Origin of the sequence: Collinsella sp. TF06-26, from assembly GCF_002232035.1 — a bacterium.
Taxonomy (GTDB): domain Bacteria; phylum Actinomycetota; class Coriobacteriia; order Coriobacteriales; family Coriobacteriaceae; genus Collinsella.
Genome location: NZ_NKXR01000002.1, coordinates 43,995 through 59,959 on the forward strand (window position 1 = coordinate 43,995; position 15,965 = coordinate 59,959).

Below are 15,965 nucleotides of genomic sequence, written 5' to 3' on the forward strand. Positions count from 1 at the left end.
GAATTGGTCAACCCGAAACACCGCAACGAACGGAAGACTCACATGGCCCTCATCACTTCGTACCACGTCCCCGGCCTGTATGTCGAGGACCACAGCATCGACGTCCCCCTCGACTGGCGCGGCCTGGAGCCGATGCTCCTGGCCGTCGGCAGCACCATGCGCCGCGGCGCTATACCGACACCCATCGCCGGCGCGCCCGAGAGCATCAAGCTCTTCTACCGTGTGGTTTGCGCGCCCGACCGCATCAACGACGACCTGCCGCTGCTCCTGTTTTTGCAGGGCGGCCCCGGCGGCGAGAGCCCGCGTCCGCTGTCGCCCACAAGCGACGGCTGGATCGAGGAGGCCGTCAAGCACTTCCGCGTGGTCCTTCCCGACCAGCGCGGCACCGGACGCAGTAGCTGCGTGGACGGACGCACGATCAAGGCACTGGGTGATCGCGCAACGGCCGCCGGCGCCGATACAGCACGCTCGCAGGCGGACTTCCTCAAGCGTCACCTCGCCAGCTCCATCGTGCGCGATTTTGAGTACCTGCGCCTGGTGGGCTTTGGCGGCAAGCCGTGGGTCACGCTCGGGCAGAGCTACGGCGGCTTTTTGACGCTGAGCTATCTGTCGCTCTTCCCCGAGGGCGTGGCGGCAAGCTTTACCTGTGGTGGCATTCCGCACGTGCCGGCGAGCGCCAGCGAGGTCTACGCGCACACCTTCCCGCGCATGGCCGCCAAGACGCAGCAGTATTACGATCGCTACCCCGCTGACGTCGAGCGCGTGGCAGCCCTGGCCGATGCGCTCGAGGCTCAGAAGCCCGTGCTGCCCGACGGCTCGCCAATGACGGTCGAGCGCCTACAGCTCATGGGCAGCGACTTTGGCATGAAGCCGAGCTTTGAGCGCATGCATTGGATTATCGATCACGCGTTTGTTACAGGCGACGGTACGCTGAGCTGCGGCTCTTCGGTATCCGACAGCTTTTTGATGCGCGCCTTCGAGCGCACCAACACGCGCACGAATCCGCTGTACTGGACGCTGCAGGAGTTCATATACGCCGACGGTGACACTATGCCCATTGGCTGGGCCGCAGCTGAAGAGAAGGCACACCACGCCGAGTTCGACACCCTCGCGCGCCCGCTCATGTTTACCGGCGAGGCCATATTCCCGTGGATGTTCGAGCAGATGCCCGAGCTCAAGCCCTTCAAGCCCGCCATGGACCTGCTGATGGAAGACACCAGCTGGGACAAGATCTATGACCCGCAGCGCCTGGCCTGCAACGAGGTGCCGCTCCAGGCCGCGGTGTACTTCGATGACATGTACGTCGATTCGAGTCTGCAGCTCGACACGCTCAGCCGCGTGGGCAACTCGCACGCCTGGGTAACCAACGAGTTCGAGCACGACGGCCTGCACGGCAGTGTGGTATTCAAGCACCTCTTCGACGAGTCCCTCAACCGCGGAGACCTGCGCCGAATCTTCTAGCAAAGGAGTGTCCCCACCTGCCGGCACAATAGGAACGTCCCCAAGTGCCGGAAAAGGAGAGGCAGCACTGCTGGCAAAACGAGCCGCAGCGCTGCCTCTCTTTATGCAAACACTATCAAGTTGTCCCTATGGATTGCGGGCTTCTCGGCCAGGTCTGCGAGCAGGCGGTTGCTGGCAATCTGGTCCTGGCGGCGGCCGGCTGCAAGCTCCAGCACGTCCGAATCGGCCTCGGCGATACCACGGGCGACAACCATGCCGCTCGGGTCGCACACGTCGAGCACATCGCCCTCGGCAAACTGGCCATCGACCTCGCGAATACCCACCGCGAGCAGCGACGATCCGCGGCTGACCAGCGCCTTCGCGGCGCCGTCATCGACCGTCACCGAGCCGTGCGCCTTGTCGCCCAGTGCAATCCACAACTTGCGCGGCGCAATGTCCAGGCGCTCCGCCGGCGGATCGAACAGCGTACCCACGCTCTCGCCGCGGGCCAGACGCACGAGCGCATCGGGCTCCTCGCCCGAGCAAATCACGCTTTGAATGCCCGCCGTCATGAGAATGCGGCTCGCGCGAATCTTGGTGATCATGCCGCCCGTACCCACCGATGTGGAAGAATCGCCCGCCGAGGCGATAATCTTGGCATCGATCTTATGCACGACCGGGATAAACTCGGCCGTCGGATCCTCATGCGGATTGGCGGTGTAGAGGCCATCGATGTCCGAGAGCGTCACGCACAGATCGGCAGAAACCAGGCAGCTCACAAGCGCCGCCAGCGTGTCGTTGTCGCCAAACTTGATCTCATCGACGGTGACGGTATCGTTCTCGTTGACGACCGGCACCACACCAAGCTCCACAAGGCGAAGCAGGGCGTCGCGCGCGTGCAGGTAGGACGTGCGGCGCGCCGTGTCGTGACGCGTGAGCAGCACGAGCGAGGTGAGCAGGTCGCGCGCATGGAACTCCTCGTCGTAGGCCGACGAGATGATGCACTGACCGGCCGAGGCGCAGGCCTGCAGGCTCGGCAGGTCGCCGACCGGCTTACGGTCGAAGCCCAGCACGGGATAGCCGCAGGCAATGGCGCCCGAGCTCACCACGATCAGGCGCCAGCCAAGCTCGCGCAGCGCTGCGGCCTGGTCGGCAAGCCCGCCGATAAAGGCGCGGTTGACCTTGCCGTCGGCGCCCACCACCGTGGACGAACCGATCTTTACCACCATCGTTTTATAAGAAGTCGTCATACGTCAAACCAATCGAATGTTCAGCGAACGGGCGAGCGAGAAAATAATCCGTGTTCCTCCGTCCCCTTCGGATTATTTTGCCCAGGGGAAGGCCGAAGCCGCGGCCATGTTCTTGCGCACGAGCTCGTCGCGCACCTGAGCCAGGCCCTGTTCCATGCCCACCACATAGGTCTGCGGGTACAGGAAGCGCTTGAAAGCTGCGTCCAGATGATCGAGTGCCCAAGCACAGCGCTCGCGCGCGTCCTGGATGCTCTCACGCGGAGCCACCGCGCTGCCATCGCGCACGATCGGCACCAGCAGCTCGCGATACTCAAGTTCGGACACGTCGGTCACCAGGGCGGCATCATTCACGGCCACGAGGGTATTGCCGCGCGCGGCGCCCTCCCCCGCCAGATGGTCCTCGTCGTAGATCATGTCGCAGACCGGGCCGCCAAAGCCGTCGTAATAACGGCGCACGCGTTGCACACCCGGGATCGTGCGCTTGTATGGCTGCTCAGAGAGCTTGACCACCGGCGTCCATGGATCTGCCTCGCTCGCACGGCGGGCGGAAAGCTTGTACACGCCGCCCAGCGCCGGCTGGTCATAGCAGGTCGCAAGCTTGGTACCCACGCCAAAGCTGTCGATGGGCGCGCCCTGGTCGAGCAGCGACTGAATCGTGTACTCATCCAAATCGTTAGAAACCGAGATCCCCACATAGGGCAGGCCCTCGGCATCAAAACGGCCGCGCACATACTTGGAGAGCTTGGCGAGGTCGCCGGAGTCGATGCGAATGGCCGACAGACGCTCGCCCACCGCTTCCATCTCCTTGGCAACCGTAATGGCATGTTCACAGCCCTCGCGCACGTCATAGGTGTCGATGAGCAGCGTACAGTTCTTGGGGCTCGACTTGGCAAAGGCGCGGAAGGCCTCGAGCTCGGAATCGAAGCTCATCACCCAGCTGTGCGCATGCGTGCCAAAGACGGGAATACCGTAGCGGCGGCCGGCGAGCACATTGGACGTAGAGGAGCAGCCGGCAACGTAGCTCGCGCGCGCGACGGCCAAGCCGCCATCGGGACCCTGAGCGCGGCGCAGGCCAAACTCGGCAACGGGACGGCCGTCCGCCGCCAGCACCACGCGCGCCGTCTTGGTGGCGACAAGCGTCTGGAACCCAACGATGTTGAGCAGCGCCGTCTCGAGCAGCTGGCACTCCAGCGCGGGGCCGGTGACGCGAACCATGGGCTCGCGCGGAAAGACGAGCTCGCCCTCGGGCACGGCGTCGATGTTTACATGCGCACGAAAATCGCGCAGGTAGTCGAGGAATCCAGGCTTGAACATCGCGCCGCCGGCCGGGGCCTGGAGCGAGGCGAGGTAGTCGATGTCCTCGGGCGTAAAGTGCAGATTCTCGACCAGCTCGGGCAGTTCGGCGGTGCCGCACATGACGGCATAGGCGCTGCCAAAAGGATGGTCGCGGTAAAACGCGGTAAAACAACCCTGCTCATTGGCCTTGCCGCTCTCCCACAGGCCCTGGGCCATAGTGAGCTCGTACAGATCGGTGAGCATTGCAATGTCGGTGGGATGCGAGATGTCGGTCAAAGCCATGGGGCGACCTTTCGGATGCGCTGTGCAGAGGTTGAGGGTTGGAAAAGGGCAGAGTGTTCGGGCATGGCACCCAGCGCGAATGGGCTAGAGCAGGCCCATGCTGGTCAGGATCGTGTAGCCCATAAAGATGACAAACGCGATGAGGGCAAGGACAATGATGATTTTTTGAGCCGGCGCCATGCCAGGGATCTCGTTCTCGCCCGTGGGCTCCTTGGAGGTAACCATGCGCTGGGCAAAGGTCATCTCGTCACGGCTCGGCTTGGGCTCGACGGACTTGGAACGAGCGACCTTTTTAGGCTGAGGTTTAGGTGCGGTGGGCGCGGGCTTCGCGGCGGCGGGCTTGGGCGCGGGGGCGACGTTCGCAGCGGCCTCCTCGGCCTTCTCGCACTCGGCACGCAGGGCGGCCAGCTCCTCACGCTCGCGGCGTGCCTCTTCCTGGGCCTCGCGACGAGCTTTCTCGGCGCGGAGCTCTTCCAACTCGGCGCGTTCCTCGGCAGACAGTGGTTGGGACTCAAGCTTGGCCATGGTACAGCCCTTTCTTTTAAAAAAAGCCGCCGACACAATGTCAGCGGCTTATCAAATCCAAGGGTGGAGACGAAGGGAGTCGAACCCTCGGCCTCTGCCATGCGACGGCAGCGCTCTCCCAACTGAGCTACGTCCCCAGGACAAGTTGATATTTTACCTACGGCTCGCCAACTGTCAACGCCCAATACCCAGTCTTTTTGGGACGGGGCTGTTTTAGCTACCCCGACAGACAACGCGAACGGTTTGGTCGAACAGCGGCAGGGGTAGCTAAAACAGCCCCGTCCCAAAAAGACTACTCAAAGAGTCTCGTCCCAGATTAGCTGGTTTGAGCACTAGTAAGAACACCGGTGGTATCGAACGCCGGGGTAAAGCTCTCGTCTACCGCGCCGCCTTCTTGCCAAAACATCGTCGTAAAGCCCAGGTCGTCGGCATGGTCGAGCACCTGCTCATACTCCTCGCGCGTCACGGCGCGCGCCAGGTCGCCGCCTTGTTCGCGCATGAGTGCATTGGGCGTGTACTGGTTCATGACCGAGATCGGCACGTCGCCCACCGTCTGCCACACCAGGTCTAACACGCGGCACGAATCGTCGGCATGCCCCGGCAGCACCAGGTGACGCACGATCATGCCGCGCCTCATGAGCCCGTCCTCGTCTACCAGTTCTCCCCCGCGGCGCTCAATCTCGCGCGCCATCTGGGCCAGACCCGACACGGTCACGCGCGGGTAGTCCTTAATATGAGAAAGCGACTGCGCAAGCCCGGCATCGGCATATTTAAAGTCCGTAAGCCACACGTCGACCAGGTCGCCCAGCGCCGCCACGGCACTCGCGCGCTCGTAACCACTCGTGTTGTAGACAATTGGGATGACCAACCCGCGCGTCCGTGCCGCGGCAATCGTGGCAGGCAACAGGTGCGCATAGTGCGTCGCCGTCACCAGGTTGATGTTATTGGCGCCCTGGTCCTGCAGCTCCAGCATAATCTCGACCAAACGCTCGGGCGAAATCTCAAGACCGAAATTGCCCGTCGAGATCTCGTGGTTTTGGCAGTAGATACATTTGAGCGAACAGCCGCTAAAGAAAATCGTACCCGAGCCGGCCTCGCCCGAGATAGGCGGCTCCTCCCACATATGAAGCGCTGCGCGGGCCACCTTAAGCGTGTTGTCGGCGCCGCACACGCCACGCGTGCCCTCGTCGCGCGCCGCACCGCAACGGCGCGGACACAAATGGCAGGCGGGCGAAAAAAGTTCGGTCAACGACGTCGGCATAAAAACATGCTCCAAAACAATGATTCAGCAGCTCAAACGTAAAGGGACCAACCGCACAGACGGCTCGAGCCCAAGGCGCCGTAATCGTCCGACACGATTTTTATAATGTCAAGACTGGAATCGACAAAGTGCCGCTTTATGATGTAGGTATTCCGCCCCCCGCGGAGCAACTGGGTGAACCGTCGCGTTTATTTAGGGAGCCCACACAGTCGTACCTAGTACAGGTATCCTTCGTTGTTAAGGACGCTGGAACAGTCGATGAGGGCACCCACCTGTTTTAGGTGGGTTCATTTTCGTAACGTGGGGGGTGGTTTTCATTTGCCGAAAACCACCATTACAGCCCATATGGATCCCCGCCGGTATCCCGACAAGCCATCGACAACATCCCAATATCTGGTAAGCGCGTGATTATCGCTGCATGCAATTCCATGCACCCCCGTGGTCGAGTATCATGGGTCAGCTATGCCTTTTTGCGTAGCAACCTTTGACCTTTTCCTTCGACGCTTGGCGGTTTTTAGATTCATGGCTTCATCCCCGAGCTACATACCGTATCTATGCGTGGCAGCGACGGCCTTTATCACGACCTTCCTCACGGTGCCCCTGGTCAAGCGCTTGGCAATTAAGCTCGACGCCGTCGACTACCCTTCTAAGCGCCGCATCAACACCAAGCCCATCCCGCGTTTGGGCGGAACGGCGGTGTTTTTGGGCCTGGTCGTTGCCTGCATTGTGCAAATCCTAGGCACCTGGCACCTAGGCTGGCCGCCCGTCCTGGTGCCGCACCCGCGCCTTCACATTAGCTATCCCATGCTGGCGCTCTCCTTTACCGTCATCTTTGCGACCGGCGCTATCGACGACGTCATCCAGCTCAAGCCCAAGCAAAAGCTGGCCGGACAGGTCCTCGCTGCGCTCATCGCCTGCGTGGGCGGTCTGCGCATCGGCGTCATCGTCAACCCGTTTGCCCCCGGCGAAATCATGCTCGGATGGCTCGCCTACCCCATCACCGTGATCTATCTGGTGGCATTCACCAACATCATTAACCTCATCGACGGCCTCGACGGCTTGGCCACGGGCATCTGCGGCATCGCGTCGTTCACCATGTTTTCGATGGCCGTTCTCTCGGGGCGCATCGACGCCGCCGCGCTCTCCATTGCGCTCTTTGGCGCCTGCCTGGCCTTTTTGCGCTACAACTTCAACCCCGCAAGCATCTTCTTGGGCGACTCGGGATCGCTGCTTCTGGGCTTTGCGCTGGGCTCCATCTCGCTGCTCAACGTGAGCCGCACCGCCGCGCTCACCTCGCTTATCATCCCGCTCATCGTTGCCGGCGTGCCCATCATCGACACGTTTAGCGCCATCGTGCGCCGCAAGCGCGCCCACATTAGCATCGGGCAGGCCGATAAGGGCCACATCCACCACCGTCTCATTCAAGAGGGCTACAACCAAAAGCAGGCAGTGCTCCTCATCTACGCCTGGTGCATTATGCTTTCGGCCGGCGCCGCCGCGATCAACCAGGTCGAGGTGCCCATGCGCGTGCTCATCTTTACCGTGCTCGCCATTGGCTCGGCGGCCTTTGCCAAGCATCTGCATCTGTTTGAGCCCGTGTTGCGTCACCATTACAACAAGCGCACGCACGAGGACGAGCTCGTCACCCCCGACGATCCCGCCTTTAAGCAAGAGGAGCAGGCAGCAGAAGAACGCAAGGAAGAGCGCCACCACAGGCGCTAGGGTAAGCTGCCGAGGATGCGTCCAGACGCCGCCGGCCAAACGTGCAGCCACGCCGCGCCCATCGCACAAGCCGCCGCTCTCCCGCCCCTCGCCTACTTACGACCCGCCCCTCCAATAAACGCGTTATCATCTTGACCCATGAACATACGTTAGGAGCAATCATGCCAAACGAGAACAGCTACGAAGTCGCGCTGCAAAAGAGCAACGCCATTCGCGAGGGCCTGGCCAAAACGCCCGAGAAGTTCACCATGCTCACCGGCGACCGCCCCACCGGCCGTCTGCACCTGGGTCACTACTTCGGCACCCTCAAGGGCCGTGTTGAGCTGCAGAACATGGGCGCCAAGACCAACGTGCTCATCGCCGACTACCAAGTCATCACTGACCGCGATACGACCGAGCACATCCAGGACAACGTGTACAACATGGTCATGGACTACCTTGCCTGCGGCATCGACCCCGACAAGACCATGATCTACGCGCACTCCGCCGTACCCGCCGCAAACCAGCTCATGCTGCCGTTCCTGTCGCTGGTCTCCGAGGCCGAGCTGGCGCGCAACCCCACGGTCAAGGCCGAGATGGAGGCCTCGGGCCACGAGCTCACCGGCCTTCTGCTCACCTACCCGGTGCACCAGGCCTGCGACATCCTGTTCTGCAAGGGCAATGTGGTGCCCGTCGGTCGCGACCAGCTGCCGCACATCGAGCTCACCCGCACCATCGCCCGCCGCTTTAACAACCGCTACGGCAAGGTGTTCCCCGAGGTCGACGCACTGCTGTCCGAGACCCCGCTGCTGCCGGGCCTGGACGGTCGCAAGATGAGCAAGAGCTACGGTAACGCCATCAACATCTCGATGACCGCCGAGGAGACGGCCAAGCGCATCAAGAAGAGCCAGACCGACTCCGAGCGCATGATCACGTTCGATCCCGAGAACCGCCCCGGCGTGTCCGGTCTGCTTTCGACGGCCGCCATCTGCACCGGCCGTTCCGAAGTCGAGATTGCCGAGGAGATTGGCATGGGTGGCTCCGGCCAGCTCAAGAAGTACGTGACCGAGGCCGTCAACGAGTACTTCGCGCCGATCCGCGAGCGTCGCCAGCGCTATGAGAACGATCTGGATTACGTGAAGGACGTGCTGCACGAGGGCAACCGTCGCGCCAATGAGATCGCCGAGCAGACCCTTGCCGAGGTTCAGGACGCCATGGGCATGGTGTACTAGGCAAAGCGCCTTCGCACAACATAGACGGTGAGGCTGAATCCTCACCGAAACAGGAACAGGCCCGCTGGCAGATAGTTGCCAGCGGGCCTGTTCCCGAAGTACACCGTTGAATCGCACAGAGGGGAGGAATGCGAATCAAACTCAACAGGGCAGACTTTTTCATCGCCTATTGCCTGCTCCGTTGCTGAAAACAATATAGTTCACCATGGTTTACTTTGCTGCGACAAACCGCGCCGCCATACCTTCTCCATAAGTTAACCTCGGTAAACCTGCCAAAACCACCACAAAGGGGATAGGCACCTTTGTGGTGGTTTAAGCCACGGCAGAGCCGCTAGAGCCCTGCAGGCCAGCGACAGGCGGCCAAGTCGACGTGCATGTCGTCCTTAAACGCCACACCCTCCCCTAGCAAAAGCTCACGTTGAGCATCGGGACCGCCAAAAGCAAAACCATCGCATATGCGGCCATCGGCAAACACCACGCGGTGACAGGGAATCTCGCCGGGACGCGGATTGCCATGCAGGGCATACCCCACGTACCGCGCACTTCGTGGACGTCCAGCAAGCAGCGCCACCTGACCATACGTGGCGACCATCCCCTCGGGAATCTGCTCGACCACCTCGTACACCCGCTCAAAAAAGCCCTCAGACGCCATTGCTCGCTCCTTTCCACCCGGAATAGCATAAACCACCACAAAGGCGCCTGTCCCCTTTGTGGTGGTTTTGGCAGGTGGGCTAGTTAACGGGCTGGAAGAAGGCAACGGCTACGGCGCCGGGACCTACGTGAGTGCCGATGGTGGCGCCGATGGTGTGGACGGGCAGCTCGCCCTCGGTGTGGTCAGCCCACAGAGCCGCGCTGTCCTCGATATACTTCTTGAGCACCGCATCCGAAAGGCCCGTATAGCCAAGCGCCAGCGGCATGGCAAAGTCGACGCCGCCCGCCTTTTCGACCTTCTGGTTGAGCAGGTTACGACCGTTCTTGGAGCCGCGCGCCTTGCCCAGCTGTACGATCAGACCGTCCTCTACAGCCACCACAGGCTTTACGTTGAGCAGCGTACCCACGGCGCCCGCAGCAGCAGACAGGCGACCGCCGCGCACCAAATACTCCAGCGTCTCGAGCAGGCCGATAACCACCACACGGTCGCGCACGGCCTCGACCGCCGCCGCGATCTGGGCCGCACTACGGCCCTCGTCCACCAGGCGCAGCGCATACTCGACCAGCACGCGCTCGCCCAGGGTGACGTTATTGCTGTCCACGATAAACACGTCGCCGCCCGGTGCCTCGGCAAGTGCAGTGCGGGCGCTCTGATTGGTGCCCGAAAGCTTGGCACCCACGGTAATAATCACCGCCTCGTCGCCGGCCTCACGAACCTCGGCGATGGCCTGCGAAAAGGCGTACGGGTTGACCTGACCGGTCTTGGGCAGCTCATCGCGCTCCACGAGCATCTCGTAAAAGCGCTGATGATCGATGTCGACGCCATCCATATACACATCGGTGCCAAAGGTGACGGACAGCGGCAGAACACGCAGAGCGGGGTGCTCCGCCGGCGACATATCGCTTGCGGAATCGGTAATAATGCGGACGGACATACGAATCCTTTCTTGCGCAGGTCTCGCGCAGGGAATTTTGACAACAATGTCCCGGCACGGCGTGCGCGCTCAAACGGGACGATGCAGTTGCTAGTTGGAAGAAAATGCTTTGGCGGTCTTAGATCTCACGCAGGGTGTTGAGAATCGTACGCAGCGACGCATACATCTGCTCGCGCTGCTCCACACCCATAGCCTTACCGGTGGTGTCGAGCACCTCGCGAATGATGCGGTCCGCCTCGCTCATGCTCTCGCCGCCCAGAGCGGTCAGGCGCACCGGGGCACGATACTTAACGGCCGCATCACCCGAGTCGTCGACCTCGACGTAGCCGCCCTCCTCCAGATGCGCGAGCGTGCGCGAGACGGCGGCACGGGTCACGCCTGCCATGCGAGCCAGGTCAGCGCCAGTCAGGCCGTCCTTGCTGCGCTCAAGATAGTACAGGCACATAACGTCGGAGCCCTTGAGGCCCAGCCTTGCGCCCTCGGATGTCTTAATGCGCTGGATCTCCTTGTAGAGCCCGCTGATCAGTCCGACAAAGTCCTCGAAACGTGTCTCGTCGTTCTGCTGCATGGGAGACGACCGCCTTTCGCTTACATGATGCTAACGGGTAAACATCTTAGCCGCACGAGGCAACACCCATACCCAAATATCCCATTTGTTAACCCATCAACATAAAAACCACCACAAAGGGGACAGGCACCTTTGTGGTGGTTTTGACCGGCGAACATGATCCGCAGGCGTCGTTACAGTTCCACGCAGGGATTGTCGCGGGTCACAAGCGTCTTAACGACAACCGTCGCTCCCAGATAGCGCTCGAGCAACTCGGCGAGACGATCAACGGCAGCCTGGCAATCCCCCATCCGCTCGGGCTCCGCGCACTCAATCGCCAGGAATGCATCGGCCGAATCGTCGGACAGCGCCGTGCGAACGCCATCGCGCCAGTTCCAGCAGCGGCATACGGCGCCCGCATCATCGATGTAGGCGAGCTCGCCGGGCAGCGTCGGGTCATCTGTTTCCTCGCCAAGTGGCAGGAACGCATCGCCGCCGTCAGTCACCTTCAAGCGAAGATCCCCCTCAATCGTATGCAGGTCCTCGCCGCCAACGGGCAGCGCGTAGGTCAGCGACACCGTGTTGTAGATGTCCACCGCGGGCGTAATGTGGCCCACCGGTTTGCCCTTGAGCACGCGCTTGAGCAGGTTCTCAATTGAGCAACGCGCGCCCTTTTTGGTCTTGAACAGCCGATAAGCCTCGCGCCATGCCTTGACCGGTGCGTTCTCGCTGATAGTATCGCTGGTCAGATGACGCTCCGCGTCGATATTGGCGCGGTCGAGCAACGCCGCAATCGCGTCCACGTCCTCTTGAGGAATCTGAGCCGCGGGCTTCATGCCCTTTACGACCACAACACCGACAGCCGCCTGCGGAAATAGCTCCCAAAACGAATCCTCGGCAATAAAGCTCTTCATGCGCTCTCCCTTCATCGTGCGCGCCCGAGCGAGGGCGCCTAAACAAAAAGCGCCCTTACGACGGCCACCTTCAAAGTCCTACGGTGCCGCCACAAGAGCGCTTACGCTGCCCCCATCCGGAGAAGGGGGCAATATGTCAGGCGTATTGTAACCCGAGTCATCCGCGCGAGTAAAACCACCACAAAGGTGCCTGTCCCCTTTATGGTGGTTTTGGGTCTGAAGCAACGCTAGTGTCGGAGTCCCAGCAGGCCGCGGCCGCGATGACGGGCGTCGGCGTGCACCTGAGCGTGCGGACCGGCGGCCTTCACGGACTCGGGCAGGTGCGAGTACTTCTTCTCGAAGTTCTCCTCGAACATCACGGCCAAGTTGTGCGCCGCCTCGTCGTAGCGCGCGGTGCTCTGCCAGTACTGGCGCGGCACCAGGATGCCGTCGGGCACGCCGTGGCACGTGGTGGGAATGTCGACGTTAAAGATATCATCGTGGACGAACTCGCTGTCCTCGATGGTACCGTCGAGGGCGCGGGCCACCAGGGCGCGCGTGTAGGCAAGCTCGATGCGATGGCCCACGCCGTAGCCGCCGCCAATCCAGCCGGTGTTGACCAGGTACACACGCGTGCGGCCGTCGGCGATGCGCTCACCGAGCATCTTGGCATAGACCATGGGGTCGAGCGGCATAAACGGCTCGCCAAACAGCGAAGAGAACGTGGGTGTGGGCTCGGTGACGCCGACCTCGGTGCCGGGGATCTTGGCCGTAAAGCCCGTCACAAAGTGATACATGGCGGCGTCGGCCGTCAGGCGCGAGATGGGCGGCAGCACGCCAAAGGCGTCGCAGGTCAAAAACAGCACGACGCTCGGAGTGGTGCCCATACCCTTGGTCCACGCGTTGGGAATGTGCTCCACAGGGTAGGCCACGCGCGTGTTGTGCGTGACCGAGACGTCATCGTAGTTGGGCTTGCGGCTCTCGTCGAGCACCACGTTTTCGCAGATCGCGCCAAAGCGGACGGCGTTGAAGATCTCAGGCTCGTGGAACGCGTCCAGGCCCTCGCATTTGGCGTAGCAGCCACCCTCGATGTTGAAGATGCCCATGTCGGACCAACCGTGCTCGTCGTCGCCGATCAGTAGGCGCGTGGGGTTGGCCGAAAGCGTGGTCTTGCCGGTGCCAGACAGGCCAAAGAACACGGCGGTCTCGTGCGTGACAGGATCCATGCTGGCCGAGCAGTGCATGGGCAGCACGTCGTCCTCTACGGGCAGCAGGTAGTTCATGACGCTGAAGATGGACTTTTTGATCTCACCGGAGTAACCGGTGCCGGCAACCAGAATCACGCGCTCCTGGAAGTTGATGACCACGGCGGCGCTGGAGTTGAGGCCCTTAATGACGGGATCGCACTGGTAGCCGGGAGCGGCGAGCACGCAAAAGTCCGGCTCACCGGTGCGCGCAATTTCGCGAGCGAGCGGGCGAGCGAGCATCTGCTTAATAAAGAGCGCCTGGCTGGCACGTTCGCAGGCGACAAGCAGGCGACGTGTATGGTTGCGATCGGCACCGGCCATACCGCGCGTGACGAAAACATCGCGCTCGTTGAGGTAGTTGACGATACCGGCCTTGATGGTCTCGTAGCTCTCGATCGAAAGCGGTCGGTTGACGGCGCCCCAGGCGATCTTGCCGTGCACGTCGGGCGTGTCGACGATAAAGCGGTCGTTGGGCGAACGGCCGGTGCGCTCCCCCGTCTCGATCACGAGTGCGCCATTGGATGCCATGCGGCCTTCTTCGCGGCGGATGGCGTGCTCGACGAGCTCCGCGGCGGGTAGATCGACCAGCAGACGGGGCTGATTCTCGGCAGGATCTTCGACCAGCGTAAGACCAAAGTTGGACAAAACTTCTGCAGGGGTAACACCTGGCATGGGGCCTCCTTTAAAAGCGCGACACGTGGACGCGGCGCGCACTTTACTCACGTAAAGCCCGTTGTACCCGATATGCAAAAACGTTTTTGCGGCAACGGCGAAGCGCCCGCCCAACGGTCAAAAATCGCAGGCAAGCGGCCTAGTCGTTAGGGACACTCTTGAACAGGCAACATTCAAGGAGTGTCCCCGAATGCCGGCACTTAGGGACGTTCCCAAAGTGCCGGCACATAAGGAACGTCCCCAAATGCCGTCTACTGAATGGCGCCGCCGAAATTATCGAACAACCTGTTCAAAAACACGACCGAACACCGTCGCGTCTATACTAGAGTGCGGCAATAGAAAGGACTCCGCTTTGAGCATCACGCCCCTCGATAGCATTCGCCGCGCCATCGCCCGCCGCAATGGCGTCGCCGACCCCGCCGTAGCGGGCAGCGGCACCGCAAGGGCCCAGGGCGGACGCATCGAGAACGGCCTGTTCCCCGCCTCCCACACGGCCGAAGAGCTCGCGCGCATCCAGGAGCTGAGCCAGCGCAACGCCGGCGGCCCCGACAGCAGCCAGGCCACACGCCGTCGCCGGCGCGAACGCGATCGGGAGCCCGGCCCCGTCCGCCGCATGGTCAACGCTTGGTGGAACCGCCTGCTCGGAGCCGTCTACGGCGGCGGCTTCTCCACACAAGAAGCCGAGTACGAAGATCACGCCACCCGTCGCGACTACCTTTGGAATACCCTGGGCACCGCCGTGTGGGGCATGGTGTTTCCGTTGCTCACCATCGTGTCTACGCAGCTCGTGGGCGCCGAAGAGGCTGGCAAATTCTCCATCGCCTTTGTCACCGGCACGCTCATAATGATCGCGTGCAACTACGGCGTGCGCAATTTCCAGGTCTCGGACATCGACGAAAAGACGTCCTTTGCCTCTTACCAGCTCAACCGCTGGATCTGCGGAGCGCTCGCGCTGGCATGCGGCCTGGTATACAGCAGCGCCCGCGGCTACGATGCGCAGATGGCCACAATCGGCCTGGGCGTCTACCTGTATAAGGCGATCGACGGCATTGCCGACGTGTACGAGGGCCGCCTGCAGCAGGCCGACAAACTCTACCTGGCCGGCATGAGCCAAACGCTACGATCCGTCGGCGTCATCGCGGTCTTTAGCGTGGCACTGTTCCTCACGCGCAGCATGCCCATCGCCGCCATGGCCATGGGTGTCACCGCCATCGCCTCGCTCGTGCTGGTCACCGCGCCGCTCGCCCTGCTCGAAACCGAAAAATCGCGCCGCGTGAGCCTGCGCGAGGTCGGTCACCTGTTTATCCAGTGCGCCCCGCTTTTTGGCGCGCTGTTCCTGTTCAACCTTATCGAGAGCATGCCCAAGTTCGTGATGGAAGGCACGCTGGCCTACAAGTATCAGCTGTACTTTAATGCCCTGTTCTTTCCGGCGCAGGCTATTTTGTTGAGCATTGGATTTATCTATAAACCGCAGCTTCTGCGTTTGTCGAGCATTTGGGCTAATCCTCGCAAGCGTCGTCGCTTTGACCTGATTATTGTTGCCGTTATGGCACTGATCGTGGTCATCACCAGCGTGTGCGCCGCATTTATGGCAGGTCCCGGTATTCCCCTCATGAGCTTCATGTACGGCCTCAATTTTGAGCGCTACCGCACGCTGGCACTGCTGATGGTTGTCGCCGGCGGCGTCACCGCGGCCATCGACTTTCTCTACGCCATCATCACGGTGCTGCGCCATGCCGGCGACGTCACCAAAATCTACCTGATCTGCTTCGCCGTAAGCGTAGTGCTGCCGGTGATCCTGATCAACCTGCTGGGTCTGATGGGCGCCGTGGTGAGCTACCTAGCCATCATGGCCCTACTCCTGGTGCTGCTGATTATCGAATACGCCCACATCCGCCAACGCATCGAGCGCGACCGCAACCCGTACGGCGCCTAATTGGCGCAATGGGGGGTCTCGTTGCGGACGATTTGCGACACGCAAAACTAAGTGAGTAGACTTTTGCCGAATCCCTGACCACACCGGCAAAACACAA

At 61.7% G+C, this 15,965-nt stretch carries 13 protein-coding genes and 1 tRNA gene; 4 read left to right on the top strand and 10 right to left on the bottom strand.

Annotation, left to right across the window (positions count from 1 at the left end; genetic code table 11):
* The first annotated feature begins 42 nt into the window (after window positions 1-42).
* A complete protein-coding gene (locus CHY22_RS01845; protein WP_089572035.1) occupies window positions 43-1,461 on the top strand; it encodes an alpha/beta fold hydrolase in 1,419 nt (472 codons plus the stop codon).
* A gap of 101 nt (window positions 1,462-1,562) precedes the next feature.
* Here the strand turns inward: CHY22_RS01845 and proB are convergent, their stop codons facing one another.
* The 5 genes from proB to CHY22_RS01870 form a co-directional block, all read right to left on the bottom strand.
* Complete coding sequence (gene proB / locus CHY22_RS01850) at window positions 1,563-2,690, bottom strand: glutamate 5-kinase (protein ID WP_089572036.1); 1,128 nt, start codon at window positions 2,688-2,690, stop codon at window positions 1,563-1,565.
* 72 nt (window positions 2,691-2,762) lie between these two features.
* Entirely contained in the window at window positions 2,763-4,268 is a 1,506-nt protein-coding gene (locus CHY22_RS01855) for a nicotinate phosphoribosyltransferase (RefSeq protein ID WP_089572038.1), read from the bottom strand.
* 84 nt (window positions 4,269-4,352) lie between these two features.
* Window positions 4,353-4,793 carry a hypothetical protein gene (locus CHY22_RS01860; RefSeq protein WP_089572040.1) on the bottom strand — a complete coding sequence of 147 codons (441 nt, stop codon included), beginning with the start codon at window positions 4,791-4,793 and terminating at the stop codon, window positions 4,353-4,355.
* Between the two features lie 64 nt (window positions 4,794-4,857).
* Window positions 4,858-4,930, bottom strand: a tRNA-Ala gene (locus CHY22_RS01865).
* A gap of 179 nt (window positions 4,931-5,109) precedes the next feature.
* Window positions 5,110-6,054, bottom strand: coding sequence for a radical SAM protein (locus CHY22_RS01870; RefSeq protein WP_089572042.1), 945 nt, complete (start codon window positions 6,052-6,054; stop codon window positions 5,110-5,112).
* Between the two features lie 522 nt (window positions 6,055-6,576).
* Here CHY22_RS01870 and CHY22_RS01875 point away from each other — a divergent pair.
* Both CHY22_RS01875 and trpS read left to right on the top strand, forming a co-directional pair.
* Window positions 6,577-7,776: an MraY family glycosyltransferase gene (locus tag CHY22_RS01875; protein WP_089572043.1), complete on the top strand. Its 1,200-nt coding sequence runs from the start codon at window positions 6,577-6,579 to the stop codon at window positions 7,774-7,776.
* A gap of 161 nt (window positions 7,777-7,937) precedes the next feature.
* Window positions 7,938-8,987, top strand: coding sequence for a tryptophan--tRNA ligase (gene trpS, locus CHY22_RS01880; protein WP_089572045.1), 1,050 nt, complete (start codon window positions 7,938-7,940; stop codon window positions 8,985-8,987).
* 331 nt (window positions 8,988-9,318) lie between these two features.
* On the opposite strand, the gene CHY22_RS01885 is transcribed toward trpS, so the two are convergent.
* The 5 genes from CHY22_RS01885 to pckA form a co-directional block, all read right to left on the bottom strand.
* Window positions 9,319-9,639: an MGMT family protein gene (locus CHY22_RS01885; RefSeq protein WP_089572047.1), complete on the bottom strand. Its 321-nt coding sequence runs from the start codon at window positions 9,637-9,639 to the stop codon at window positions 9,319-9,321.
* A gap of 79 nt (window positions 9,640-9,718) precedes the next feature.
* A complete protein-coding gene (locus CHY22_RS01890; protein ID WP_089572049.1) occupies window positions 9,719-10,573 on the bottom strand; it encodes a DegV family protein in 855 nt (284 codons plus the stop codon).
* 118 nt (window positions 10,574-10,691) lie between these two features.
* On the bottom strand, window positions 10,692-11,141 hold the full coding sequence (locus CHY22_RS01895; protein WP_022093866.1) for a MarR family transcriptional regulator: 450 nt from the start codon (window positions 11,139-11,141) through the stop codon (window positions 10,692-10,694).
* Between the two features lie 173 nt (window positions 11,142-11,314).
* Entirely contained in the window at window positions 11,315-12,034 is a 720-nt protein-coding gene (locus tag CHY22_RS01900; RefSeq protein WP_089572051.1) for a phenylalanine--tRNA ligase beta subunit-related protein, read from the bottom strand.
* Window positions 12,035-12,261: 227 nt separating this feature from the next.
* Complete coding sequence (pckA, locus tag CHY22_RS01905) at window positions 12,262-13,932, bottom strand: phosphoenolpyruvate carboxykinase (ATP) (RefSeq protein WP_199408728.1); 1,671 nt, start codon at window positions 13,930-13,932, stop codon at window positions 12,262-12,264.
* A gap of 352 nt (window positions 13,933-14,284) precedes the next feature.
* On the opposite strand from pckA, the gene CHY22_RS01910 reads away from it, so the two are divergent.
* Window positions 14,285-15,868, top strand: coding sequence for a lipopolysaccharide biosynthesis protein (locus tag CHY22_RS01910; protein ID WP_311774666.1), 1,584 nt, complete (start codon window positions 14,285-14,287; stop codon window positions 15,866-15,868).
* Window positions 15,869-15,965 lie beyond the last annotated feature (97 nt).

What these genes read in the sequence shown, in the direction of transcription:
- CHY22_RS01845 (WP_089572035.1), top strand. Translation starts at nt 43, where the DNA reads ATGGCCCTCATCACTTCGTACCACGTCCCCGGCCTGTATGTCGAGGAC.
- proB (WP_089572036.1), bottom strand. Translation starts at nt 2,690, where the DNA reads ATGACGACTTCTTATAAAACGATGGTGGTAAAGATCGGTTCGTCCACG.
- CHY22_RS01855 (WP_089572038.1), bottom strand. Translation starts at nt 4,268, where the DNA reads ATGGCTTTGACCGACATCTCGCATCCCACCGACATTGCAATGCTCACC.
- CHY22_RS01860 (WP_089572040.1), bottom strand. Translation starts at nt 4,793, where the DNA reads ATGGCCAAGCTTGAGTCCCAACCACTGTCTGCCGAGGAACGCGCCGAG.
- CHY22_RS01870 (WP_089572042.1), bottom strand. Translation starts at nt 6,054, where the DNA reads ATGCCGACGTCGTTGACCGAACTTTTTTCGCCCGCCTGCCATTTGTGT.
- CHY22_RS01875 (WP_089572043.1), top strand. Translation starts at nt 6,577, where the DNA reads ATGGCTTCATCCCCGAGCTACATACCGTATCTATGCGTGGCAGCGACG.
- trpS (WP_089572045.1), top strand. Translation starts at nt 7,938, where the DNA reads ATGCCAAACGAGAACAGCTACGAAGTCGCGCTGCAAAAGAGCAACGCC.
- CHY22_RS01885 (WP_089572047.1), bottom strand. Translation starts at nt 9,639, where the DNA reads ATGGCGTCTGAGGGCTTTTTTGAGCGGGTGTACGAGGTGGTCGAGCAG.
- CHY22_RS01890 (WP_089572049.1), bottom strand. Translation starts at nt 10,573, where the DNA reads ATGTCCGTCCGCATTATTACCGATTCCGCAAGCGATATGTCGCCGGCG.
- CHY22_RS01895 (WP_022093866.1), bottom strand. Translation starts at nt 11,141, where the DNA reads ATGCAGCAGAACGACGAGACACGTTTCGAGGACTTTGTCGGACTGATC.
- CHY22_RS01900 (WP_089572051.1), bottom strand. Translation starts at nt 12,034, where the DNA reads ATGAAGAGCTTTATTGCCGAGGATTCGTTTTGGGAGCTATTTCCGCAG.
- pckA (WP_199408728.1), bottom strand. Translation starts at nt 13,932, where the DNA reads ATGCCAGGTGTTACCCCTGCAGAAGTTTTGTCCAACTTTGGTCTTACG.